Genomic DNA, 23,532 nt, shown 5'->3' on the forward strand with positions numbered 1-23,532 from the left:
GGCGCCGAACCAGGGCCAGAACAGGGTGCGCGGGGTGCCTTTGCGTTCGGCGTCGCGGATGACGTCGAGGCCGTGCGTCTCCACCTGGAGCCGGCCGGCCGTGGATCTGTTGTCGGGGGAATCCGAGGGGTCTGCCATGGTCGACCTACCTGTCCAGACGCGTCCAGACGTGACCAGGGGAGGCTAGGTCGGGTGCGTGGGGGCGTCAAGGATCAAGTGACCGGGGTGTGATGACCTTGGCCGGGGTGGTTACCCGGAGGACCGGACGTACCCCACAGGAAGCAATCCGATGATCGACGACAGCGACCGTCACGAGCGGGTCTTCCAGGCGCTCGTCGCGGCCCAGCGGCGGCACGGCGGCATGCCGGTCCACCTGGAGGAGATCGCCCGTACCGCGCGGCTGCCGGCGGACGAGACACGCGATCTGCTGGACGATCTGACACAGGTGGACCGCCGGGTGACGGAACTGGCGGGCGGCGACGAGCCGACTCTCGGCCCGCGGTTCGGGGTCGCGCCGCGGCTGTGAGACCACCCGGTGGTGCGGCGGCAGGCCACATTGTCGGTGGCGGGGGCGGTCAGGGCCGCCAGGGCGGCGAGCGCCAGGGCGGCCGTGCCGAGTTCGCGCTTGGTGTGGATCATGTCCTCGGGAGCGACGGGTTCTGCCCGAAGGGCACGCCCGGTGTTGGTCAGGCGGGGGTCTCCGGGCGGTTCGGGGCCGCCCAGTGGGTGTGGAAGGCGCCGGGGCGGTCGGTGCGCCGGTAGGTGTGGGCGCCGAAGTAGTCGCGCTGGCCCTGCAGGAGGGCGGCGGGCAGGCGGTCGGCCCGCAGGGTGTCGTAGTGGGCGAGCGCGGCGGAGAACGCGGGGACGGGGATGCCGCGGCGGGCGGCGGAGGCGACGGTCTCCCGCCAGGGCACCTGGGCGTCGGTGATCTCCATGGCGAACTCCATCTCGCCCAGCAGGCTGACCAGTTCGCGGTCGGCGGCGTAGGCGAGCCGGATGCGGTCGAGGAAGGAGGCGCGGATGATGCAGCCGCCGCGCCAGATCCTGGCGACCGTGCCGAGGTCGATCTTCCAGCCGTACTCGGCGGCCGCGTCCTGGATCATCTTCAGGCCCTGGTCGTAGGCGATGACCTTCGACGCGTACAGGGCGTGCTCGACCTGGGAGGCGAAGCGTTCGGCCTCGGTGCGGCTGAGGTGCGGCCGGGTGCCGCCGGGCAGGCCCGCGTAGGCGGCGCGCAGTTCGCTCTGCCCGGAGGCGGCGCGGGCGAAGGTGGCCTGGGCGATGGCGGTGACCGGGGAGGCGAGGTCGAGGGCGGTCTGCACGGTCCAGCGGCCGGTGCCCTTCTGTCCGGCGGCGTCGGCCACGATGTCGACGAAGGGGGCGCCGGTCTCCGGGTCGGTGTGGGCGAGGACCTCGGCGGTGATCTCGACCAGGTAGGAGCCGAGCCGGCCGGCGTTCCAGCGGCGGAAGACGTCCGCGATCTCGGCCGGGGTGTATCCGGCGACCTGGCGCAGCAGGTCGTACGCCTCGGCGATGAGCTGCATGTCGGCGTACTCGATGCCGTTGTGGACCATCTTGACGAAGTGTCCGGCGCCGTCGCTGCCGATGTGGGCGGCGCAGGGCTCGCCGTCGACCTTGGCGCTGATGGTCTCGAACATCGGGCCGAGCACGTCGTACGACTCCGCGGAGCCGCCGACCATGATCGACGGCCCCTCCAGGGCGCCCTCCTCGCCGCCGGAGACGCCGGCGCCGACGAAGTGCAGGCCGCGCTCGCGCAGGGCGGCCTCGCGGCGGCGGGTGTCGGCGAAGTGGGCGTTGCCGCCGTCGATGATCATGTCGCCGGGCTCCAGGAGCGGGGCGAACTCCTCGATGACCGCGTCGGTGGCGGCGCCCGCCTGCACCATGATCATCAGGCGGCGGGGGCGTTCGAGGGCGACGACGAACTCCTCGGCCGTCTCGGCGGGGACGAAGGTGCCCTCGTCGCCGTACACCTCCATCAGTGCGCGCGTGCGGCCGGCCGTGCGGTTGTGGACGGCGACGGTGTACCCGCGGCGGGCGAAGTTGCGCGCCAGGTTGCGGCCCATGACCCCCAGGCCGGTGACGCCGATGGCTGCGGTTGCGTTCATGGTGGTGGTGTCCCTCGATCGGTTCCGGTGGCGGTCGGCGGGGCGGGCAGGCCCCCATGACCGTGAGGTACGGACGGGGAGCCGGATCGTCTCGATTCACCCCTCGTTCACCGCCTGACACCCCCGTTCGAAGTATCGAAACAGGCGGGGTTTAACATATGAGCGCCGCCTAGCTCGAAAGATGGATCTGTGACTGTCAACGACGACTCGTTCACCAACTGGAAGACCCGCGAGGAGATCGCGGAGTCGATGATCCCGATCATCGGGAAGCTGCACCGCGAGCGGGACGTCACCGTCCTGCTGCACAGCCGCTCCCTGGTGAACAAGTCGGTGGTGAGCATCCTCAAGACCCACCGCTTCGCCCGGCAGATCGCCGGCGAGGAGCTCTCGGTCACCGAGACCCTGCCGTTCCTGCAGGCGCTGACGACGCTCGACCTCGGCCCCTCCCAGATCGACATCGGCATGCTGGCCGCGACGTACAAGGACGACGACCGGGGCCTGACGGTGCAGGCGTTCACCGCCGAGGCCGTCGCCGGGGCCACCGGCGCCGACAAGATCGAGGGAGGCGTCGGGCGCGACGTCGTCCTCTACGGCTTCGGCCGCATCGGTCGCCTCGTGGCGCGGCTGCTGATCGAGAAGGCCGGCTCCGGCAACGGCTTGCGGCTGCGCGCGATCGTCGTGCGTGGTGGGGGCGGGCGGGCCTCCGAGGACCTCGTCAAACGTGCCTCGCTGCTGCGCCGGGACTCCATCCACGGCCAGTTCCAGGGCACGATCACCGTGGACGAGGCGTCGAGCACGATCTTCGCCAACGGCAACGCGATCAAGGTGCTCTACGCGAGCGACCCCTCCGAGGTCGACTACACGGCGTACGGCATCGACAACGCGATCCTGATCGACAACACCGGCAAGTGGCGCGACCGCGAGGGCCTGTCCCAGCACCTGCGTCCCGGCATCGACAAGGTCGTGCTGACCGCGCCCGGCAAGGGCGACGTCCCGAACATCGTGCACGGCGTCAACCACGACACGATCAAGCCGGACGAGCGGATCCTGTCCTGCGCCTCCTGCACCACCAACGCGATCGTGCCGCCGCTGAAGGCGATGGACGACGAGTACGGCGTGCTGCGCGGCCACGTGGAGACGGTGCACTCGTTCACCAACGACCAGAACCTGCTGGACAACTACCACAAGGCCGACCGCCGGGGCCGTTCGGCGCCGCTGAACATGGTCATCACCGAGACCGGCGCCGCCTCCGCCGTCGCCAAGGCGCTGCCCGACCTGAAGGCACGGATCACCGGCAGCTCGATCCGGGTCCCGGTGCCGGACGTCTCGATCGCGATCCTCAACCTCCAGCTCGCCCGCGCGACCGACCGCGAGGAAGTCCTCGACCACCTGCGCAAGGTGTCGCTGACCTCGCCGCTCAGGCGCCAGATCGACTTCACCACCGCTCCCGACGCGGTCTCCAGCGACTTCATCGGCTCGCGGCACGCCTCGATCATCGACGCGGGCGCCACCAAGGTGGAGGGCGACAACGCCATCCTCTACCTCTGGTACGACAACGAGTTCGGCTACTCCTGCCAGGTCATCCGGGTCGTCCAGCACGTCTCCGGGGTGGAGTACCCGACCTTCCCGAGCCCGGCGGTCTGACCAGGCGGGTCTGTCTGGTCAAGGGTCGGCAATGTGACCTTTGGCCAGACAATTCCAGGGAATGAATCCGGCCACAGGGGTGGAGGAACACTCTGGAGGCGCCGTGAGCACAACGTCGGAACCGCGGGTGTCGGGGCTGGAGATCCGCTCCATCGACTACGTTCCGCTCGACGAGCGCCACGGCAAGCTGTGGCACCTCGGCCCGCTGTGGTTCATGTCGAACGCCCAGATCGCCACCCTCGCCGTGGGCCTGATCAGCATCACCGAGGGCGGCAACCTCATCTGGTCGCTGATCGCGATCGTGGCCGGCACCGTCCTGGGCACCTTCTTCATGGCCTTCCACTCGGCCCAGGGCCCCCAGCTGGGCCTGCCGCAGATGATCCAGTCGCGGCCCCAGTTCGGCTACATCGGGGCCCTGCTGGTGTGGCTGTTCGCCTACATCCAGTACGCGGGCTTCAACGTCTTCAACACCATCCTCGCCGGCGAGGCCATGCACACCACCGTGCACGGCGGGGTGAAGCTGTGGGTCGTCGTGGTCACCGTGGTCGCCCTGGTGATCGCGCTGGTCGGCTACGACGTCATCCACCGGGCCGAGCAGTTCCTGACCTACACCTTCCTGGTCGTCTTCGGGATCTTCACCGTGGGCGTCCTGGTCACCCTGCACTACCCGGCCGGCTCCTTCGACCTCGGCGCCTTCAAGTGGACGCCGTTCCTGGCGCAGTTCGGCGTGGTGGCCGGCTACCAGATCAGCTGGGCGATCTACGTCTCGGACTACTCCCGCTATCTGCCGCCGGACGTCACCGTCCGCAAGACCTTCTACTGGACCTACTTCGGCTCCGCCCTGGGCGGCATCTGGCTGATGGTGCTGGGCGCGTTGCTCGCCGCCTGGGCGGGCAAGGACTTCGACACGATCAAGTCGATCAACGCGGCGGGCGACAAGGTCTTCACCGGCTTCGGCGCGATCGTGCTGCTCTTCGCCGTGCTGGGCCTGGTCTCCGTCACCGCGCTGAACATGTACGGCGGCTCGCTCACGTTGATCAGCGCCGTCGACTCGATCAGACGGGTGCGCCCGACGCTGAGCGTACGGCTGGTGACCATCGGCCTGACCGCGGCCCTCTCCCTGGTCGGCGCGCTGGCCGCGACCTCCAACTTCCTGGAGAACTTCAACAACTTCCTGCTGCTGGTCCTCTATCTGTTCATCCCGTGGACCGCGGTCAACCTGATGGACTACTACGTCGTGCGCCGAGGCCACTACGCCATCGCCGAGATCTTCAACCCCCGGGGCATCTACGGCCGTTGGGGCTGGCAGGGCATCATCGCCTATCTGGTGGGCTTCGGCGTCATGGTGCCGTTCTTCGCCGTGGGCACCCTCTACACCGGCCCTGTCGCGGACGCGCTCGGCGGAGCGGACATCTCGCTGTTCATCGGGCTGCCCGTGGCCGGCGCCCTCTACTGGTGGCTGACCCGCTCCATCGACGTGGCTGCGGAGGCACGGCTGGCCGAGGCGGAGGCGGAGGAATTGGAGCAGGCGGCCCACGAACACCGCGAGCCCTGACGGATATCGGCGAATCCGGCACTATCGCCGCGAACCGATTCCGTGGTGAATGTGTGTGGGTTATGTTCGGGCCGCCACGGGACGTGAAGCAGGCTTGCGGCGATTTCTTTCATGAAGTAACTACGTGAATCATGAACTTGTTCACCCGCGCTGCGTCCCTGCGCCGCCCGGCTCCCCCCGCAGCTTCACCGACCCCCACCACCCGGCCGCCGGCGTTCTCCCCCACCGCCGGCGCCGCCACCCCCGCCCTGGCCTCACTGACCGGCGAATGGATGATCGACCCGGCGCACAGCCGGATCGGTTTCTCCGTCCGGCACGCCATGGTCACGACCGTGCGCGGAGCCTTCACCGAGTACCGCAGCAGGCTCTATTTCGACGGCCACGATCCCGCCCGCTCGCAGGCGGAGATCGTGCTGTCCACCGCCAGCGTCGACACCGGCGTGGAACAACGCGACGCGCACCTGGTCGGCCGTGACTTCCTGGACGCCCGCAACTACCCCCGGATGAGCTTCAGGAGCACCGCCGTCGAGGTCGACGGCAACGATGTCTACCGCATGACCGGCGACCTCACCATCAAGACCGTGACACGTCCCGTGGTGCTGGAACTCACCTACATAGGCCATGTGACCGACCCCTTCGGCTATGAACGCGTCGGATTCGACGGCACCACCACGATCAACCGTTCCGAATGGGGTCTTACCTACAACGCCAAACTCGCCGAGGGCGGTGCCATGGTGAGCGAGAAAGTGCGTCTGCAATTCGACATCGCCGCCATCCGCACCACTCCCAACGAATGACGAGCCGCCGCTGAAACGCACTCCGTGACCCGCGGTCGCGGAGTGCGCCTTGGTAGGGTGCGGGAGTTGCGGCACCCACGGGAGAGAGGCAAGGCGACGATGCAGCCGTCCGTGCTCCCTCGGGCCGTGGCCGCGGCCACGGCGACCGCCTCGTCCCTGGGCCTGGCAGTCGACGACGCGATCGTGCTGCACGACTCCAACAAGCTCACCCTGCGGCTGCTGCCCTGTGACGTCCTGGCCCGGGTGGCGCCCGTGGCGGATCAGGTCGCGCGGTTCGAGGTCGACCTCGCCCGGCGCCTCGCCGGGGCCGGATGCCCCGTAGCCGTACTCGATCCACGCGTGGAGCCGCGCGTCCACGAACAGGACGGCTTCGTCATCACGCTCTGGACCTACTACGAACCCGCGGGACCGCGACAGATCGCACCGGCCGACTACGCCGACGCGCTGAGGCGGCTGCACACCGGCATGCGCCAACTGGACGTCCCCGCGCCCCACTTCACGGACCGGGTCGCACAGGCCCAGCACTTCGTGGCGAGCCGTGACCGCACTCCGGCGCTCGCCGACGCGGACCGGGAACTGCTCGGCGACACGCTGCGGAACCTCAGAGAAGTGATCGGCCGGCGCGGCGCCCCCGATCAGCTGCTGCACGGCGAGCCGCACCCGGGCAACCTGCTCTCCACGGCGAACGGCCCCCTGTTCATCGACCTCGAGACCTGCTGCCGTGGACCCGTCGAATTCGACCTCGCCCATGCGCCCGAGGCCGTCGGCGACCACTACCCGGGGATCGATCACGAGCTGCTGCGCGCCTGTCGGCTCCTCGTCCTGGCGATGATCACGACATGGCGCTGGGAGCGGGACGACCAGCTCCCCGACGGGCGCCGGCTCGGCACGGAATGGCTCGGCGAGATCCGGGCGCGAACAATTTCTCATGGTGGTGTCGAGAACGCCCGACCGGCTCCGTCCCAGGGGTGAACGCGGCCACGAGGGGCCGCAACAGCACCGAGGAGAACACCATGGCCAAGTACCTGCTGCTGAAGCACTACCGCGGCGCCCCGGCTCCGGTGAACGACGTGCCCATGGACCAGTGGACGCCGGAGGAGATCTCGGCGCACGTGCGGTACATGAACGACTTCGCGGCCCGGCTGGAGAAGTCCGGCGAGTTCGTCGACAGCCAGGCGCTCACCCCCGAGGGGAGCTGGGTCCAGTACGGCGGTGAGGGACGCCCGCCGGTCACCGACGGCCCGTTCGCCGAGACCAAGGACCTCATCGCCGACTGGATGATCATCGACGTGGACAGCCACGAGCGCGCCGTCGAGCTGGCCGCGGAGCTGTCGGCCGCTCCCGGGGCGGGCGGCAGGCCGATCCACGAGTGGCTGGAGGTGCGCCCGTTCATGAACCCGCACGCCACTGTCACGGACTTCGCCGACCACTGCACCGGCACGGCCCCCGCGCAGGAGTGAGCCCGCCCATGGACGAGGCCCTGCTGCGGAGCCTCACGCCGAACGTCCTCACGGTCCTCGTCCGCCGCGGAGCCGACTTCGCGGCGGCCGAGGACGCCGTACAGGAGGCGTTGCTCGAAGCGGTCCGCGTGTGGCCGCAGGACCCGCCGCGGGACGCGAAGGGCTGGCTGGTCACCGTGGCCTGGCGGAAGTTCCTGGACCAGGCCCGGGCGGACAGCGCGCGCCGGCGGCGTGAGGACCGTGTGGAGGAACAGCCGCCGCCGGGGCCCGCGCCCTCGGTCGACGACACGCTCCACCTGTACTTCCTGTGCGCCCACCCCTCCCTCACGCCCTCGTCCGCCGTCGCGCTCACCCTGCGCGCCGTCGGCGGGCTCACCACCCGGCAGATCGCCCAGGCCTGTCTGGTGCCCGAGGCGACCATGGCGCAGCGCATCAGCCGGGCCAAGCGCACCGTCTCCGGGGTGCGCTTCGACCAGCCCGGCGATGTCGCCACCGTGCTGCGCGTCCTCTACCTGGTCTTCAACGAGGGCTACTCCGGGGACGTCGACCTCGCCGCCGAGGCCATCCGGCTCACCCGGCAGCTCGCGGCCGCCATCGACCATCCCGAGGTGGCGGGGCTGCTCGCCCTGATGCTGCTGCACCACGCACGTCGCGCCGCCCGCACGGCACCCGACGGCAGCCTCGTGCCGCTCGCCGAGCAGGACCGCGGCCGGTGGGACACCCGGATGATCGCGGAGGGCGTCGAGATCCTGCAGGCCGCCCTCGCCCACGACCGGCTGGGCGAGTTCCAGGCGCAGGCCGCCGTCGCGGCCCTGCACGCGGACGCGCCCCGCGCCGAGGAGACCGACTGGGTGCAGATCGTCGAGTGGTACGACGAGCTCGTACGCCTGACCGACAGCCCGGTCGCCCGCCTCAACCGCGCGGTCGCCGTCGGTGAGGCGGACGGACCGCGCGCGGGTCTGGCCGCGCTCGCGGAGCTGGACGCCTCGTTGCCCCGCCACACGGCGGTGGCGGCCCACCTCCACGAACGCGACGGCGACCTGACGACCGCGGCGCGGCTGTACGCCGAGGCGGCACAGAAGGCGCCCAACCTCGCCGAACGCGACCACCTGACCCGCCAGGCCGCCCGCCTCAACACCCTCCTGCGCCCATGACGCCGACCCGAACGCGGTGATCCGCACGGGCGTAGGGGGCGCCGGAGGCTACCCGTGCGGCCTGCCCGGTCCGTTCAACAGCTGGTTGGCGAGGCTGTCCAGGTCAAGGTGTCCTCACCCGCCCCATCGCAGGTCTCCTTCTGATCCGGTCACCGGCGCCATGCGCCCGGGACCATGCTCCGGCCGCCCGGCGGCCGTCCGGCACGAAGATCACCAACATCACCGGAAACGGCCACACGGTGTACTACGACAAGTCCCTCGCCGCCAACAAGGCCCTGGGCGGCAAGACGTACACGCTGGCGGGCGGCGGAAAGCTGGTCGCCGCCTAACGGTCGCTTTCCCGCAGAGCCGTTCCTGCGCCGGCAGACATGGCGGCTGAGCGGATAGGTGGGCCCCAAACTATGTAGCCCCACCACATGTGCGCCTGACGTGCGTCTTCCTAGCGTGTGCCGACACGTACCCGTCCCCACCGCACACGAGGAAGTGGCGCACATGGCCTCCGCAGCATCCGCTCCCCCGACCCCCGCCAACCTCAAGCGCATTGTCGCCGCCGGCCTCATCGGCACCACCATCGAGTGGTACGACTTCTTCCTGTACGGTTCCGCCGCCGCGCTCGTCTTCAACAAGCTGTTCTTCCCGGACTCCGACCCCCTGGTCGGCACGCTGCTGTCGTTCCTGACCTACGCCGTCGGGTTCGCCGCCCGTCCGCTCGGCGCGCTGGTCTTCGGGCACTACGGTGACCGGATCGGGCGCAAGAAGCTGCTGGTTCTGAGCCTGCTGATGATGGGCGGGGCGACCTTCGCGATCGGGCTGCTGCCCACGCACGCCACGGTCGGAGCCGCGGCACCCGTGCTGCTGACGACACTGAGGCTCGTGCAGGGCTTCGCGCTCGGCGGTGAGTGGGGCGGGGCGGTGCTGCTGGTGTCGGAGCACGGGGACGCGCGGCGGCGCGGGTTCTGGGCCTCGTGGCCGCAGACCGGGGCGCCCGCCGGGCAGTTGCTCGCGACCGGCGTGCTCTCCCTGCTGACGGCGCTGCTCTCCGACGCCGCCTTCGGCTCCTGGGGCTGGCGGATCCCGTTCCTGCTCTCCGGCGTACTGGTGATCGTCGGTTTGTGGATTCGTCTGTCTGTCGACGAATCGCCTGTCTTCCAGCAGGCGTTGGCGCAGGCCGAGGCCCGCAAGGCGGTCGGCGGCGGCGACACCGAGAAGCTGCCGCTGGTCTCCGTGCTGCGCCACCACTGGCGCGACGTGCTGGTGGCGATGGGCGCGCGCATGGCGGAGAACATCAGCTACTACGTCATCACCGCCTTCATCCTCGTGTACGCCACCACCGCGGCCGGCGTCTCCAAGCAGACCGCGCTCAACGCCGTACTGATCGCCTCCGCCGTGCACTTCGCGGTCATCCCGGCCTGGGGCGCACTGTCGGACCGGGTCGGACGCCGGCCGGTGTACCTGCTGGGCGCGGTCGGCGTCGGGCTGTGGATGTTCCCGTTCTTCTCCCTCATCGACACCGGCGGCTTCGGCAACCTGATCACCGCCGTCACCGTGGGCCTGGTCCTGCACGGCGCGATGTACGCGCCCCAGGCCGCCTTCTTCTCCGAGATGTTCGCCACCCGCATGCGCTACTCCGGTGCCTCGATCGGCGCCCAGTTCGCCTCGGTCGCCGCCGGCGCCCCGGCCCCGCTGATCGCCACCGCGCTGCTGTCCGACTACGACAGCTCCACGCCGATCGCCCTGTACGTCATCGCCGCGTCCGTCCTCACGGTCGTCGCCGTGGGGCTGGCGAAGGAGACGCGCCGCCGGGACCTCGCCGACGTCGACGCCTTGGGCACCGACGAGCCGGCGAGGACTCCCGCGGCGGACGCCCGGACCGTGTGAGCCTGCCGCGACCGGCCCCCGTACGCGCCCGCGTACGGGGGTTCAGCGCCGTTCCGCCGCCGACAACCCGTGCAGGCGCAGGGCGAGTTGGATCTCCAGGGCGCGGGCCGGGCTCTGCCAGTCGTCGCCGAGGAGGCGCCCGACGCGCTCCAGGCGCTGGGCGACGGTGTTGACGTGGACGTGGAGCTCGTCCTTGGTGCGGGCCGGGCTCATGCCGCAGGTGAAGTAGGCGTCGAGGGTGCGCACGAGGTCGGTGCCCCGGCGTTCGTCATAGGCGACGACCTGGCCGATGGTGCGGTCGACGAAGCCGGCGACGTCCCGGTCCCCGGCGAGCAGGAGGCCGAGGAAGCCGAAGTCCTGGGCGGCGGCCCCGTCACCGGCGCGGCCGAGCAGCCGCAGGGCCTCCAGGCAGCGCCGGCCCTCCGCGTAGGCGGTGGCCACCGCGTCGGGATGGGCGGCGAGGTCGCGGACTGGCGCGGAGGCGCCGACGGTGACCGCCTCATGGACGGCGGTGCCCAGGTGGCGGGCGGTGCGTCGGGCCAGGGCGGTGGCCGTGTCACCGGTCCGGAGCGGCAGCAGCAGGACGGTGCCGCCGTCGCGGGCGGCGGCCAGCCCGTGCCGGGTGGCGGCGAGGTGGGAGGCGGCGGACCACAGGCGCCGGCGGGCGTCGGCCTCCTGCTCGGCGTCGGCGGCGGGGCCGTCGAGGCGGGCGGCGAGGACGACGTGGGTGGCGTCGAGGTCGGCGTGCAGGCGTGCGGCACGCTCGCGCAGCAGCCGTGGGTCGCGGTCGCGGGCGTCGAGCAGATCGTCCAGCAGCTCACCGCGGACGCGTTGTTCGGCGTCGGCGGCGGAGCGTCTGGCCAGGAGCAGCAGCGAGGTGACCATCGCGGCGCGTTCCAGGGTGAGTTGGTCGACGGGGTCGAGCCCGGGGTGGCCGCGCAGGACGAGCGCCCCGAGGAGTTCGCCGCCGGCTGCCACGGCCGCGATCCAGTCGTCCTTGTGGCGTACGGCGTGACCCTCGGCCCGTGAGGTCTCCAGGGGTCCCTGGGGTGTGTCGGCGGCCTCGGTGAACTCGACGGTGCCGTCGAGGACTTGGGAGACGGCCGCGGCCACGTCGTGCACCCCTCCGCCGCGCAGGACGAGTTCGGTGAGCCGGTCGTGGACGTCGGAGGCGCGCTCGATGACCCCGCTGCGGTCCCGGATGATCTCGTTGGCCCGCTCCAGCCCGGCGAGGGCCGAGCGGGTCTCGGTGAGGAGGTTGGCCGTGTCGATGGCGGCCGCGGCGAGGGCGGCGAAGGAGCCGAGCAGCGCGATCTGCTCCCGCTCGAAGACCCGGGCCCGCCGGTCGGCGGCGAAGAGGACGCCGATGACGTGCCGGCCCAGCATCAGGGGGACGCCGAGAATGGCGACCAGTCCCTCGTCGCGTACGCCGGCGTCGATGGCGTGGGTGTGCTGGAAGCGGTCGTCCTTGAAGTAGTCGTCGGTGACGTAGGGGCGGGCCGTCTGGGCGACCAGCCCGCCCAGCCCCTCCCCCATGCCGAGCCGCAGCTGCTGGAAGCGGGCGGCGACCGAGCCCTCCGTGACCCGCATGTAGGTGTCGCCGCGCGTGGGGTCGTTCAGGCTGAGGTAGGCGACGTCCGTGCCGAGCAGTGAGCGGGCGCGCTGCACGATCGCCCGCAGGACGGAGTCCAGATCGCGCAGGCCCGCGAGGTCGTGGGCGGTCTCGAACAGCGCGGACAGCTCCGCCTCGCGGCGGCGCCGTCCCTCCAGCTCCGCCCGCACCCGCAGCGCGAGCAGCTTGGCGCGCTCCAGCGCCACGACGGTCTCGTCGGGGCGGCCCTCCGCGCGCGCCAGCAGCACCGGCTGCTCATAGGCGTCGACGGGCGCGCCCCTGGCCAGCAGCTCCAGGAACGGCGTCTCGGTGGGCGCGTCCGACGGCGCCGCGCCGTCGGCGCGCTCGGCGGACCGCACGTGATCGCGGGACACGGTCACAGGATTCCCCATCCGGCGCTCGCCCCGTCAGCCCTGTGGACAACTCGTCCGTGCACGGCCACGGCCTGCTCAGTGCGCGGTCCAGCCGCCGTCGAGGACGAGCGAGGTGCCGGTGACGAAGGACGCCTGCGGGCCGCACAGATACGCCACGGCCTCGGCGACCTCCTCCGGTTCGACGAGCCGCTTGACCGCGCTGTCCTGCAGCAGCACCTCCGTGAGCACCCGCTCCTCGGGGATGCCGTGCGCCTCCGCCTGGTCGGCGAGCTGCTGTTCGACCAGGGGGGTGCGCACATAGCCGGGGTTCACACAGTTGGAGGTGACGCCGTGGGGCGCGCCTTCCAGGGCTGCGGTCTTGGACAGGCCCTCCAGTCCGTGTTTGGCGGCCACATAGGCCGACTTGTAGGCGGAGGCGCGCAGCCCGTGCACCGAGGAGATGTTGACGATACGGCCCCACCCCTGGCCGTACATGTGCGGCAGGGCGCCGCGGATGAGCCGGAAGGGCGCTTCCAGCATCACCGTGAGCACGGTGTGGAAGACGTCGGGCGGGAAGTCCTCGATGGGGCGGACCAACTGCAGTCCGGCGTTGTTGACGAGGACGTCGGTGCCCGCCGCGGCGACTTCGGCGGCGTCGAGGTCGGTGAGGTCCAGGACGTGCGGTTCGACCGTGCCCGCAAGGCCCCCTGCCCGCTCGGCCAGCGTCTTGAGGCCCGCCGCGTCCCGGTCGACCGCTCTCACCTCGGCCCCGGCGGCGGCGAGCCGCAGTGCGCAGGCGCCGCCGATGCCACCGGCGGCGCCGGTGACCAGGGCGGTGCGGCCGCCGAGGTCCAGGGAGGAGGTGTGGGGGGCGGATGCGGCGTTGAGCGGGGTCATGGCACGACCCTAAGCAGCGGGGTCGCCTGACCACATATGGTCAGGCCCCATACTTCAGTCGGAAGTGGTGGGGTCGAACCATGTGGGTTCATCGGAGAGCGCCTGCTTGATCCGGAAGTGGTGGTACTCGGTCATCTCCGGCAGGTCGTCGAGCGAGAACCAGCCGACGGCCAGCGACTCGTCGTCGTTCACCCGTGCCTCGCCCTCGATCGCACGGCATCGGAAGCAGAGGTCCATGAACTGGCAGACGTCGCCATTGGGGTAGGTGACCTGTTTCCCGGACCGCACGGCGATCATGCGTTCGACGGCGACGCGGACGCCCGTCTCCTCGTAGACCTCCCGCGCGAGGGCGACCGCGGGCTGCTCGCCCGGCTCCGGGATGCCGGAGATGAGCGCCCAGCGGTGGTTGTCGGCGCGCTGGCCCAGCAGGACTCGGCCCTCGTCGTCGAGGACGACGGCGCTGACACCGGGCAGCCACAGCAGCCGATGGCCGATGGAGGACCGCAGGTCACGGATGAAGTCAGGGGTAGCCATGATCCCGACCCTACCTAGCCTGCCGAGGACGCTCCTCCGGTCCGCCGGCCGCGCAGCCCGGCGCCGATCGCCCAGCCGAGGCCACCCGCGGCGACCAGCACCAGGGCGATCTCCGGCAGGATGCCCAGCTTGGTGGCCGGCGTCTCCGAGGAGCGCAGGGGCACCTTCTGGACCAGGTAGGCGGGGACGAACATGCCGGTCTTCTGGGTGATCCTCCCGTCCGGCATGATGATCGCGCTGACGCCGCTGGTGACCGGCACGGTGACGGTCCGGCTGTGCTCGACGGCACGCACGCGGGACATGGCGAGCTGCTGGTAGGTCATCTCGCTGCGGTCGAAGGTGGCGTTGTTGCTGGGCACGGAGATCAGCTGCGCGCCGTCGGTGACCTCGGAGCGCACGGCCCAGTCGAAGGCGGCCTCGTAGCAGGTGACCAGGCCGACCTTGGCGTGGTCCATGGTGAACACGCCCGGCTTGGTGCCCCGGCTGAAGTCCTGGCGGACCATCGAGGTCCAGTTGCTGTTGATGGCGCCGATCAGGCCGCGCAGCGGCAGGTACTCGCCGAAGGGCTGGATCTGCCGCTTGTCGTAGGTGTCGGTCGGGCCCTTCTTCGGGTCCCACAGGATCTGCTCGTTCCACAACTTGCCGCCGCGCTCGACGACACCGCCCACCGAGATGGGCACGCCGATCGCCTTGGCCGCGTTGTCGATCACGGCGTAGGCGTCGGCGTTGGCGAAGGGGTCGACGTCGGAGGAGTTCTCCGGCCACAGCACGAAGTCGGGCCTGGCGACCTTGCCGGCCTTGACGTCGGCGGCCAGCCGCAGCGTCTCACGCGCGTGGTAGTCGAGCACGGCCCGGCGCTGCTCGTTGAACTCCAGACCGGAGCGGGGCACGTTGCCCTGGATGACCGCGACGGTGGCGTAGCCGTTCTCGGCCTTGTCGCTGACCAGTCCCCTGGCGGCCACCGCGCCCACCACGGGCACGGCCACGCTCAGGAGGGCGACCGCAGCCGCCGATCGCCGGACCTCCCGCGTCCGCCGCCCCTCGACGACCAGCCGTACGACCTCGTACAACCCGAAGCCGCACAGGACGACCCCGAAGCCCAGTACGGGGGTGCCGCCCACCGCGGCCAGCGGCAGGAAGACGCCGTCGGCCTGACCGAAGGCGATCTTGCCCCAGGGGAAGCCGTGGAAGGGCACACGCGCGCGTACCGCCTCTCCGGCGATCCACACCGCGGCCGCCCACAGCGGCCACGCGGGCAGCCGGGACACGAGCGTGACGCCCGCGCCGACCAGCGCGACGAAGATCGCCTCGATCGCGGCGAGGGCGATCCACGGCACCGGGCCGACCTCCACGCCGGTCCACACCAGCAGCGGCAGCAGGAAGCCGAGGCCGAAGAGGTAGCCGAGCCCGAGGGCCGCCTTCCAGCCGCGGCCGCGCAGGACCCAGCCGAAGCCGGCGAAGGCGGGCAGGGCCAGCCACCACACGGTGCGCGGCGGGAAGCTGACGTAGAGGAGCACTCCGCAGAGCGCGGCGACGAGGGCCGGGACGAGGCGTACGAGGCGCGCCGTGCGCGAGGCGGGCGCGGGCTGCGGCCGCAGCTGGTCCGACTCGTCCACGGAGGTTGCGGTGACGGTCACTCCGGGAGTGTACGGCGGGTGACCTTGGCCGGGACAGCACGGCCCGGATGACGGCCCACGGCGCTGGGCGGGGCAGCCGCCGCATCGTTCCTGCACAACCCGCCCCGACTCATCCACAAAACCTCCATCAGCGGTTACGGTGAGCCCAGCCACAGTCGTCCGGCCGGAAACGGTCTCGACGGCCTGGCTCGTGCGAGGTCGGGGGGCTTCGGTCGGGTTCCGGGGGGCGGGGTGGGTTCAGCGGGGAGGACGTCTGCGGTCGGTCCCGGGGAGGACGGCGACGGACGAAACGTTTCGGACGCGACGGGCGCCGTGGTGCTCGGCGCCTGTGCCGTCTGGTCGCTGATCACGGCGACGGTGCATGAGGGACGCCCCGAGGGCGTACTGCTCGCGGTGCTGGCCGTGGCCGCCGGCTATTCCGCGGGCCGCATCTGCGGGGCGCTGCTGCCGGTCGCCGCGCCGTGCACGGGGGCGCTGGCGGGGCTCGGCCTGGCCGTCGCGGTACCGCGGCTCGCGCCGGGGCCGCAGATCGACGGGCCGCTGGGGCACGCGGGAGCCACCGCCGCCCTGCTGACCCTCTGTGCCGGTGGGGCGTGCTGTGCCGCCTGGGCCGCCGAGGCGCCGGGGCTGCGGTACGCGCTGGGCGCGCTGGCGGCCGGGATCACGGTGGCCGCGGCGGCGCTCGGCTCGACCAGCGGGTTCGTGGCCTGTGCCGCCGTACTGCTGTGCTCGCTCGCGGCGGGCCGGATGACCAGACGCGGCCTGGGACTGGCGGGCCTCGCCGGGGCGGCGGCCGTGGTGGGCGGGATGACCTGGGCGGTCGCCGGCAACCGGCTGCCCGCCGGACTCACCGCGTCCCTGGCCGGCGGCCTCACCGAGCACCGCGTGCAGCTGTGGCGGGACGCCCTGCGTCTGGCACGCTGCAACGCCGCCGTGGGCGTGGGGCCGGGCCGCTTCGGTGAGCTGAGCTCGACCGCCACCCGCACGCTGGTCCCGGACGGCAAGCCGCACTCGGCGCTGCTGCAGCAGGCGGCGGAACAGGGAGTGGTCGGGGTGGGGCTGCTGGCGGCGGCGTTCGGCTGGGTGCTGTACACGCTGTGGCGCTCTCCGCGCCCGACGCCCGTCGTGCTCACCGCGGGCGCGGCCCTGACGGCGCTCGCGGCGATCGCCGCCATCGGCAACGCGCTGAGCTTCACCGCCGTGTCGGTGGGCGCGGGCCTGCTGGCGGGCCTGGCCACCGCCCGCCCACTGGCCGACACGTCACCGCGGCAGGAGACGGACGTACGACCACGGGACGACCGACTGACGCCGGGAGGTCCCTGAGGGCTGGACTCGAGCCCCGGTCTCAGAGGGTCGTGCCGGGTGTGCTCGGGCGGAGGCGGTCACGGATGACGCGTACCGCCGTCTCGGCGTTGTCGACGGTGATGGTGAACGTGTGGCCGTCCCACAGGCGCAGCACCACACCCTCACCGCGCCGTACGACGACCGCGGTGCCCTTCTCCGGCCGCCAGCGGTAGCCCCAGCCGCCCCACTGGCGCGGGGTGACGTGCGGGGCGAACTCGGCGCCGGCCACATGGTCGAGGGGGATGCGGCGGCGCGGCACGCCGATGTGGCCGCAGCGCACCTCCAGGGACTCCTTGTCGAGCTTGAGGTCCACGTGCACGAAGGCGAGCGTGCCGAACATGACCAGCAGCCCGGCGGCGATGCAGCCGACCACGGACATCACCAGCGGGGCGATGCCGGAGTTCCAGGCGGAGTCGACGGCGAGTTCGACGCCCAGCGCCATGAAGGCCGCTCCGCCGAGCGCCAGCAGCCACTGGACCCGGTTGGTGGCGCGTCCGGTCCAGACGTCGGGGTGGGCGCTCTCGCCGTGGGGGTGGTCCCTCATACCCTTGAGGTTACTCAGCTTTCGCTGCGCTGGTAGCGCGTCGCGGAGAGCGACTCGGCCGAGCGGACCACTGTCCACCGAGGGCGTCGGCACGGTGACAGGCGGTCACCGCGCGGGGCTGACCGCCTGCAGGACGCGGCCTTCGTCATAGGAGAGAGCGGCGGCGGGCAGGGCGCCCTCGCGTCCGCTGAGCAGCACCGTCAGGGTGCCGGTGGCGGGGGCCTCGGGCAGGGGCTGGGCGCCGAGGCGGCGCAGGGCCTGCGCGGCCACGGCGCCCGCCGAGCCGTGCAGGACGAGGGGCGGGTTTCCGGGCCTCTGGACGGCGGCGCGGATGCGCTCGTCGACGAGTTCGTAGTGGGTGCAGCCGAGGACGACGGTCGTCACGTCCTCGGGAGTCAGGGCGGCGGCCGCGGTGACGGCGGCGTCGATGGCCGCCTCGTCGGCGTGCTCCACGGCCTCGGCGAGCCCGTGGCAGGGCACCTCGGTGACGGTCACCCCGCCGGCGAACTCGGCGATCAGGTTGCGCTGGTAGGGGCTGCCGGTGGTGGCCGGGGTCGCCCAGATCGCGAGCGGACCGCCGCCCGCCGCGGCTGGCTTGATCGCCGGGACGGTGCCGATGACGGGCAGCCCCGGCTCCAGACGCGCACGCAGGGACGGCAGCGCGTGGACGGTGGCGGTGTTGCAGCCGACGATCAGCGCCTCGGGCCGGTGCGCCGCGGCGGCCTCGGCGACGGCCAGGGCACGCTCGGTCAGGTCCTCGGGCGTGCGGGGTCCCCAGGGCATTCCGTCGGGGTCGAGGGAGAGCACGAGATCGGCGTCGGGGCGCAGACGCCGTACCGCGGCGGTGGCCGCCAGCAGACCGATTCCGGAGTCCATGAGCGCGATCTTCACCCGGCCACGATAGACGATGGGGCCTTGCCGGCCGGTCGAGTGGGGCAGACTGCGCGGGTGAGCGCCATCGCGTGGACCGCCGCCGTCTCCCTCGCCGCCTGGCTGTGGCTGCTGCTCTGCCAGGGCTGGTTCTGGCGCACGGACGTCGGACTGCCGCGCCGGGAGGACCCCGGCGACTGGCCGCCGGTGTGCGTCGTCGTGCCCGCGCGCGACGAGGCCGCCGTACTGGCCGAGAGCCTGCCCTCGCTGCTCGCGCAGGACTATCCGGGGCGGGCCGAGGTCTTCCTCGTCGACGACGGCAGCTCCGACGGCACCGGGGAGTTGGCCCGCGAACTCGCGCGCGAGCACGGCGGGTTGCCCCTGACCGTCGACTCCCCCGGTGAACCGCCGGCCGGCTGGACGGGCAAGCTCTGGGCGGTACGGCACGGGATCGGACTGGCACGCGCGCGTGGGCCCGAGTATCTGCTGCTGACCGACGCGGACATCGCCCACGCGCCGGACAGCCTGCGGGAGTTGGTCGCGGCGGCCCGCACCGGCGGCTTCGACATGGTGTCGCAGATGGCCCGGCTGCGGGTGGACAGCCTGTGGGAGCGGCTCGTGGTGCCGGCGTTCGTCTACTTCTTCGCGCAGCTCTACCCGTTCCGCCGGATCGGCAGGAAGGGGTCACGGACGGCGGCCGCGGCGGGCGGCTGCGTCCTGCTGCGCGCCGAGACCGTCGAGCGGGCGCGCGTCCCGGACGCCATCCGGCACGCCGTCATCGACGACGTCGCGCTCGCGCGGGCCGTCAAGGGCGGCGGCGGGCACATCTGGCTGGGGCTGGCCGAGAAGGTCGACAGCGTGCGCCCCTACCCACGCCTGCACGACCTGTGGCGCATGGTCTCCCGCAGCGCGTACGCACAACTGCGGCACAATCCGCTGCTGCTGCTCGGCACGGTCCTCGGACTGCTCCTGGTGTATCTGGTGCCGCCGCTGTCCCTGATCGCGGGCCTGGCGACGGGAGACGCCAGGGCGGCCGTCGTGGGCGGCCTGGCATGGCTGGTGATGACGGGCACGTACCTCCCGATGCTCCGCCACTACGACCAGCCGCCCTGGCTCGCCCCCCTCCTGCCGTTCACCGCGTTCCTCTACCTGCTGATGACGGTCGACTCGGCGGTGCAGCACTACCGGGGCCGCGGCGCGGCCTGGAAGGGCCGCACCTACACCCGCCCGGACGCGCTGCCCGACAAGGGCTGAACCGCTACTTGCGGCCGGGAGTCCAGTTCATGCCCCAGCCGTACGCGTGGTCGATGGTCCGCTGCGGGCTGACACCGCGCTCGGGCACCAGGTAGCGGGCCTCGCGCTGGACGACCAGGTCGCTTCCGGTGTTGGTGATCAGGGCGAGGGCGCAGACGGTGGAAGGGACCGTGCACTCGTCCAGCGAGAAGTCGATGGGGGCACCGAACTGCGGCTGGAGGGTGACCGTGGCGTGCAGGTCGGCGAAGGAACGCGCGCCCTCGTAGATCGTCACGAAGACGAGGATCCGCCGGAAGTCCTGCTTGTGGTCTAGGTTGACGGTGAGGTTCTCACCGCTCTCGACGGCACCGGTGCGGTCGTCGCCGTCGAGATGGATGTACGGCGGGCGGTGCAGCGAGCCGAAGGCGTTGCCCAGTGCCTGGACGACTCCCTTGCTGCCGTCGGTGAGTTCGTACAGGGCGCACAGGTCCAGGTCGAGGTCGGCGTGCATGGCGACCGCGCGGCCCCGCTTGCTGCCCCAGCCCGAGAACTGCTTGCGCACCTGCCAGTTGAGGTTCACCCGCATCGCGCCGGAGGTGCCGCCCTGCTTGGCGAGGGAGACGGCGGGTGCCGCCTTGGTGAGCGTGACCTTGGACAGACGGACCGGCGCGGTGGGCGGGGCCGGGGGCTGCACGGGAGCCGGGGGCCCGACCGGGGGCGCCAGGGGAACGGGCGGGCCGGAGGGGGGCGGCACGGGTACGGGCGGGCCGGAGGGGGGCGCCATCGTCACGGGTGGGGCGACGGGCGGCTGCATGGTCACCGGGGGTGCCGGCGTGGGGGCCGCGTGCTGGGGTTCGTCCACCGTGATGCCGAAGTCCGTCGCGAGTCCTTCGAGGCCGCTGCTGTAGCCCTGGCCGACCGCGCGGAACTTCCAGGCGCCGTTGCGGCGGTAGAACTCCCCGAGCACGAAAGCGGTTTCGACGGTGGCGCCGTCGCTGTCGAAGCGGGCGGCCACGGTGTTCCGCGCCGCGTCGCGGACCTCGATGTACAGGCCCGGGACCTGCCCGAAGGTGCCGCCGTCCGCGGAGGCGGCGAGCACGATGGTCTCGATCGCGGGCTCCACGCGCGCGAGGTCGACGAGAAGGGTGTCGTTGACGCGGCCGCCGGCGTCCCGCTTGCCCTCGTGCCGCACCGCGCCGGAGGAGTGCACGGGCTGGTTGTAGAAGACGAAGTCGCCGTCGGAGCGGACCTTTCCGCCCACGAGCAGCAGCGCCGAGGAGTCCGCGTCGGGCACGCCCGGGCCGGAGCGCCAGCCCAGTTCCACCCGCAGCGCCGTCTGCGGCACCGGTGTGTTCGAGCCTTTCGACATCGACATGTCCGCCCCCATCACGTGTCACCGCGCCAGTGCGGGTCCGGCGGCCGTTCGGCGCGCCTTTCGCACGACCTATTCGCACAACCTATTCCCCAGGACGGCGAAGTCCCATGAGGAGCACCGGGCGACATCGGACCGACCCGCCGGTAACCCGCCCGGAACATGGGCTTTACCGGATCAGAACCCTGTTCGCCGTCCTATTTTGCCGCCTTCGCTCGCATTGCGGCTCCCGAGTCACTGCGGACACGGAAAACAACCTTCTTATCGGTCTCCCCAACCAGCACATCGTGGGCTTAACTTATGTGCCATGACCTCCCCCCGCTCCACTTACGGCGGTGGCTACTACTCCGCCTTCCCGGACACCCCGATCTACGACAAGCTCGTCGCCGAGCGGGGCACCCCGCAGATCGCCCCGATCCGGGTCCCCGCCGCCTACGACATGCCCGGCAGCAGCCTGCCCGCGCTGCCGTCGGCCCTGCCCGCCCTTCCGGCGGGCCCCTCCCAGCCCTCCTACGGCTACCCGCAGGCGCAGCAGCCTTCTCCGCTGCAGCAGGCGCCCGCCGCGTACATCCCGCAGCAGGCCACGGCTCCGAGGGGCTACCCCGGCCCCCAGCAGCAGCAGCCGATGCGTCCGATGACGGGCGGCGCCGGTTACGAGGCGATGCGTCCGGCCGCTCCGCGGCCCGCCGCTGCCCCGTACCAGGACCCGTACAACAACCAGCAGCAGTACCGGGGCTACTGAGCCGTCCTGCCGGGCCGCCCACGCGGCCTGGCACGATGGCCGCATGGGGAACACGCTGCTGCACTCGATTCACGTCCATCCGGTCAAGGCGTTCCGGGCCGTCGCGGCCCGGGAGGCCGTCGTGGAGCCCTGGGGGCTGGCCGGGGACCGGCGCTGGACCCTGGTCGACGACGGGGGAAAGGTCGTCACACAGCGTCAGCAGCCGCGCCTCGCACTGGCCGCCGCCGAGCTCCTGCCCGGCGGCGGCATCCGTGTCTCCGCGCCCGGGACGGATCCGCTGACCGTGCCGGTCCCCCGCCCGGCCGGCACGATCCCGGTGGAGATCTTCGGTGAGAAGGTCGAGGGCGTACCGGCCGAGGATCCGGCCGCACACGCGTGGTGCAGCGCGTACCTCGGCGCCGGTACGCGTCTGGTGCACATGGACGATCCGGCCACGCGCCGGCCCGTGGATCCCGACTACGCGCTGCCGGGTGAGACCGTCACCTTCGCCGACGGTTTCCCGCTGCTGCTCACCTCGGACGCCTCCCTCGACGCCCTCAACTCCCTGATCGCGCAAGGCGCCCACCCGGCCGAGGGACCGTTGCCCATGAGCCGTTTCCGGCCGAACGTGGTCGTGACGGGCGCCCCCGCCTGGGCCGAGGACGGCTGGCGGCGCATCGCCATCGGCGAGGTCGCCTTCCGTGTCGCCAAGCTGTGCGGGCGCTGCGTGGTGACCACCACCGACCAGGACACCGCCGTACGCGGCAGGGAGCCCTTGCGCACGCTCGGGCGGCACCGGCACATCGACGGCAAGCTGGCCTTCGGGCAGAACCTCGTGCCCCTCTCCCGCGGCACGATCCGGGTAGGCGACCCGGTCACGGTCCTGGAGTAGAGGCCGTCGCTCCTGCAGTTGATGCCATCGGTTCTGGAGTTGATGCCGGTGTGTCCGCTCACGGAGAAAGATCCGGACAGGGCGGATGATGCGGGAACCCCTGCCGGGGAGCGGGCGTTGGGCTGTTCGTGAGAAGTTCATGAGAGGCCCCGGTCGCAGGTGATTTCCCTCTCTCTTTGACCGGGACTCAAGGTGAACGCCTCCGCCGGGAGTTATCACGGAGCGGGAAGGGGGTGCGGCACGGTGCGAGCAATCCGGGGACTCTGGCGTTGGCGGCACAATCCGTTGCGCCGCACGAGCGATCTGGTCGAGGCGTGGGTGGCTCTGGTGGCCCTGCTGCTGATCCTGGTCGCCGCGCCCGTGATCGGCTCGCTCGTCGGCGGTGTCGCCCAGGACGCCCTGCAGCGGGCCGCGAAGGACCAGCAGGCGGCCCGGCATCCGCTGACGGCCACCGTGGTGCGCAAGCTGGACAGTTCCGCGCTGGACAGCGATCCCGAGACCTCCTCGGGCAGGGACCTGCGCAGTCGCGTCCTCGCCGACTGGACGGCCCCGGACGGCACCGCCCGGCGGGGCGCCGCCCTCGCGGCCCTCACGTCGCCGCACCACGGCGACCACTTCCGCATATGGACCGACGCGCACGGCCGCATAGTGGCCCGCCCGCTGGACTCCGCGACGGCCACGACCCACGCGGTGCTGGCCGGGTTGGGCGCCGCCCTGCTGACCGCCGGAGCCGTCGAGGGCGGCCGCCGGATGATCGTCTGGCGCATGGTCCGCCGCCGTTACGCCCGTTGGGACCAGGCCTGGGACAAGGCGGGCCCGGACTGGGGCCGGACCGGCACCGGCAGCTGACGGCCTGACGGCTCTGGTCAACCCACCACCCGCGCGCACGCTACGGTGGACCGGCCGAGC

Annotated in this window: 21 protein-coding genes; 13 read left to right on the top strand and 8 right to left on the bottom strand. The window is 71.9% G+C overall.

Features of this window, described 5'->3' with window-relative positions; genetic code table 11:
* Window positions 1-289 precede the first annotated feature (289 nt).
* Entirely contained in the window at window positions 290-526 is a 237-nt protein-coding gene (locus MKW14_RS25530; RefSeq protein WP_240865683.1) for a hypothetical protein, read from the top strand.
* 160 nt (window positions 527-686) lie between these two features.
* On the opposite strand, the gene gnd is transcribed toward MKW14_RS25530, so the two are convergent.
* A complete protein-coding gene (gnd, locus tag MKW14_RS25535; RefSeq protein ID WP_240865685.1) occupies window positions 687-2,126 on the bottom strand; it encodes an NADP-dependent phosphogluconate dehydrogenase in 1,440 nt (479 codons plus the stop codon).
* A gap of 189 nt (window positions 2,127-2,315) precedes the next feature.
* Here gnd and MKW14_RS25540 point away from each other — a divergent pair, with 189 nt between their 5' ends.
* From MKW14_RS25540 to MKW14_RS25570, 7 genes are all read left to right on the top strand, one after another.
* Entirely contained in the window at window positions 2,316-3,770 is a 1,455-nt protein-coding gene (locus tag MKW14_RS25540; RefSeq protein WP_240865687.1) for a glyceraldehyde-3-phosphate dehydrogenase, read from the top strand.
* A 103-nt stretch (window positions 3,771-3,873) separates the two neighbouring features.
* Window positions 3,874-5,325, top strand: a complete 1,452-nt coding sequence (locus MKW14_RS25545) for a purine-cytosine permease family protein (RefSeq protein ID WP_240865689.1) — start codon at window positions 3,874-3,876, stop codon at window positions 5,323-5,325.
* A gap of 131 nt (window positions 5,326-5,456) precedes the next feature.
* The gene (locus tag MKW14_RS25550) at window positions 5,457-6,122 is read left to right on the top strand and encodes a YceI family protein (protein WP_240865691.1); all 666 of its coding nucleotides are present in this window, start codon (window positions 5,457-5,459) and stop codon (window positions 6,120-6,122) included.
* A gap of 99 nt (window positions 6,123-6,221) precedes the next feature.
* Window positions 6,222-7,094, top strand: coding sequence for a phosphotransferase (locus MKW14_RS25555; protein ID WP_240866027.1), 873 nt, complete (start codon window positions 6,222-6,224; stop codon window positions 7,092-7,094).
* Between the two features lie 41 nt (window positions 7,095-7,135).
* Window positions 7,136-7,582 carry a YciI family protein gene (locus tag MKW14_RS25560; protein ID WP_240865694.1) on the top strand — a complete coding sequence of 149 codons (447 nt, stop codon included), beginning with the start codon at window positions 7,136-7,138 and terminating at the stop codon, window positions 7,580-7,582.
* Window positions 7,583-7,590: 8 nt separating this feature from the next.
* Window positions 7,591-8,736: an RNA polymerase sigma factor gene (locus MKW14_RS25565; RefSeq protein ID WP_240865696.1), complete on the top strand. Its 1,146-nt coding sequence runs from the start codon at window positions 7,591-7,593 to the stop codon at window positions 8,734-8,736.
* Between the two features lie 492 nt (window positions 8,737-9,228).
* Entirely contained in the window at window positions 9,229-10,614 is a 1,386-nt protein-coding gene (locus tag MKW14_RS25570) for an MFS transporter (RefSeq protein ID WP_240865698.1), read from the top strand.
* Window positions 10,615-10,656: 42 nt separating this feature from the next.
* On the opposite strand, the gene MKW14_RS25575 is transcribed toward MKW14_RS25570, so the two are convergent.
* The 4 genes from MKW14_RS25575 to lnt all read right to left on the bottom strand — a co-directional run bounded on the left by MKW14_RS25575 (window position 10,657) and on the right by lnt (window position 15,647).
* On the bottom strand, window positions 10,657-12,600 hold the full coding sequence (locus MKW14_RS25575) for a helix-turn-helix domain-containing protein (RefSeq protein WP_240865700.1): 1,944 nt from the start codon (window positions 12,598-12,600) through the stop codon (window positions 10,657-10,659).
* Window positions 12,601-12,675: 75 nt separating this feature from the next.
* Window positions 12,676-13,476, bottom strand: a complete 801-nt coding sequence (locus tag MKW14_RS25580) for a 3-hydroxybutyrate dehydrogenase (RefSeq protein ID WP_240865702.1) — start codon at window positions 13,474-13,476, stop codon at window positions 12,676-12,678.
* 54 nt (window positions 13,477-13,530) lie between these two features.
* Complete coding sequence (locus MKW14_RS25585) at window positions 13,531-14,010, bottom strand: NUDIX hydrolase (RefSeq protein WP_240865704.1); 480 nt, start codon at window positions 14,008-14,010, stop codon at window positions 13,531-13,533.
* Between the two features lie 14 nt (window positions 14,011-14,024).
* A complete protein-coding gene (lnt, locus tag MKW14_RS25590; RefSeq protein WP_240865706.1) occupies window positions 14,025-15,647 on the bottom strand; it encodes an apolipoprotein N-acyltransferase in 1,623 nt (540 codons plus the stop codon).
* A gap of 312 nt (window positions 15,648-15,959) precedes the next feature.
* Between lnt and MKW14_RS25595 the strand changes: the two genes are divergently transcribed.
* Window positions 15,960-16,970 (top strand): O-antigen ligase family protein, encoded by a 1,011-nt coding sequence (locus MKW14_RS25595; RefSeq protein WP_240865707.1) that lies wholly within the window; start codon window positions 15,960-15,962, stop codon window positions 16,968-16,970.
* A gap of 22 nt (window positions 16,971-16,992) precedes the next feature.
* Here the strand turns inward: MKW14_RS25595 and MKW14_RS25600 are convergent, their stop codons facing one another.
* Together MKW14_RS25600 and MKW14_RS25605 are read right to left on the bottom strand one after the other, a co-directional pair.
* A complete protein-coding gene (locus MKW14_RS25600; RefSeq protein WP_240865709.1) occupies window positions 16,993-17,535 on the bottom strand; it encodes a hypothetical protein in 543 nt (180 codons plus the stop codon).
* Between the two features lie 105 nt (window positions 17,536-17,640).
* Window positions 17,641-18,426 (bottom strand): glutamate racemase, encoded by a 786-nt coding sequence (locus MKW14_RS25605; protein ID WP_240865712.1) that lies wholly within the window; start codon window positions 18,424-18,426, stop codon window positions 17,641-17,643.
* 57 nt (window positions 18,427-18,483) lie between these two features.
* Here MKW14_RS25605 and MKW14_RS25610 point away from each other — a divergent pair, with 57 nt between their 5' ends.
* Window positions 18,484-19,659: a glycosyltransferase gene (locus MKW14_RS25610; protein WP_240865713.1), complete on the top strand. Its 1,176-nt coding sequence runs from the start codon at window positions 18,484-18,486 to the stop codon at window positions 19,657-19,659.
* A gap of 4 nt (window positions 19,660-19,663) precedes the next feature.
* Here the strand turns inward: MKW14_RS25610 and MKW14_RS25615 are convergent, their stop codons facing one another.
* A complete protein-coding gene (locus tag MKW14_RS25615; protein WP_240866030.1) occupies window positions 19,664-21,007 on the bottom strand; it encodes a TerD family protein in 1,344 nt (447 codons plus the stop codon).
* Window positions 21,008-21,317: 310 nt separating this feature from the next.
* Here MKW14_RS25615 and MKW14_RS25620 point away from each other — a divergent pair, with 310 nt between their 5' ends.
* The 3 genes from MKW14_RS25620 (at window position 21,318) to MKW14_RS25630 (ending at window position 23,472) form a co-directional block, all read left to right on the top strand.
* On the top strand, window positions 21,318-21,752 hold the full coding sequence (locus MKW14_RS25620) for a DUF6643 family protein (protein ID WP_240865715.1): 435 nt from the start codon (window positions 21,318-21,320) through the stop codon (window positions 21,750-21,752).
* A gap of 43 nt (window positions 21,753-21,795) precedes the next feature.
* Window positions 21,796-22,623 carry an MOSC domain-containing protein gene (locus MKW14_RS25625; RefSeq protein WP_240865718.1) on the top strand — a complete coding sequence of 276 codons (828 nt, stop codon included), beginning with the start codon at window positions 21,796-21,798 and terminating at the stop codon, window positions 22,621-22,623.
* A 243-nt stretch (window positions 22,624-22,866) separates the two neighbouring features.
* Window positions 22,867-23,472 carry an Rv1733c family protein gene (locus MKW14_RS25630; protein ID WP_240865721.1) on the top strand — a complete coding sequence of 202 codons (606 nt, stop codon included), beginning with the start codon at window positions 22,867-22,869 and terminating at the stop codon, window positions 23,470-23,472.
* The last annotated feature ends 60 nt before the right edge of the window (window positions 23,473-23,532 follow it).

It is taken from the genome of Streptomyces gilvus, assembly GCF_022513565.1.
Classification (GTDB): Bacteria; Actinomycetota; Actinomycetes; order Streptomycetales; family Streptomycetaceae; genus Streptomyces; species Streptomyces gilvus.

What these genes read in the sequence shown, in the direction of transcription:
- MKW14_RS25530 (WP_240865683.1), top strand. Translation starts at nt 290, where the DNA reads ATGATCGACGACAGCGACCGTCACGAGCGGGTCTTCCAGGCGCTCGTC.
- gnd (WP_240865685.1), bottom strand. Translation starts at nt 2,126, where the DNA reads ATGAACGCAACCGCAGCCATCGGCGTCACCGGCCTGGGGGTCATGGGC.
- MKW14_RS25550 (WP_240865691.1), top strand. Translation starts at nt 5,457, where the DNA reads ATGAACTTGTTCACCCGCGCTGCGTCCCTGCGCCGCCCGGCTCCCCCC.
- MKW14_RS25555 (WP_240866027.1), top strand. Translation starts at nt 6,222, where the DNA reads ATGCAGCCGTCCGTGCTCCCTCGGGCCGTGGCCGCGGCCACGGCGACC.
- MKW14_RS25560 (WP_240865694.1), top strand. Translation starts at nt 7,136, where the DNA reads ATGGCCAAGTACCTGCTGCTGAAGCACTACCGCGGCGCCCCGGCTCCG.
- MKW14_RS25565 (WP_240865696.1), top strand. Translation starts at nt 7,591, where the DNA reads ATGGACGAGGCCCTGCTGCGGAGCCTCACGCCGAACGTCCTCACGGTC.
- MKW14_RS25570 (WP_240865698.1), top strand. Translation starts at nt 9,229, where the DNA reads ATGGCCTCCGCAGCATCCGCTCCCCCGACCCCCGCCAACCTCAAGCGC.
- MKW14_RS25580 (WP_240865702.1), bottom strand. Translation starts at nt 13,476, where the DNA reads ATGACCCCGCTCAACGCCGCATCCGCCCCCCACACCTCCTCCCTGGAC.
- MKW14_RS25585 (WP_240865704.1), bottom strand. Translation starts at nt 14,010, where the DNA reads ATGGCTACCCCTGACTTCATCCGTGACCTGCGGTCCTCCATCGGCCAT.
- MKW14_RS25600 (WP_240865709.1), bottom strand. Translation starts at nt 17,535, where the DNA reads ATGAGGGACCACCCCCACGGCGAGAGCGCCCACCCCGACGTCTGGACC.
- MKW14_RS25615 (WP_240866030.1), bottom strand. Translation starts at nt 21,007, where the DNA reads ATGTCGAAAGGCTCGAACACACCGGTGCCGCAGACGGCGCTGCGGGTG.
- MKW14_RS25620 (WP_240865715.1), top strand. Translation starts at nt 21,318, where the DNA reads ATGACCTCCCCCCGCTCCACTTACGGCGGTGGCTACTACTCCGCCTTC.
- MKW14_RS25625 (WP_240865718.1), top strand. Translation starts at nt 21,796, where the DNA reads ATGGGGAACACGCTGCTGCACTCGATTCACGTCCATCCGGTCAAGGCG.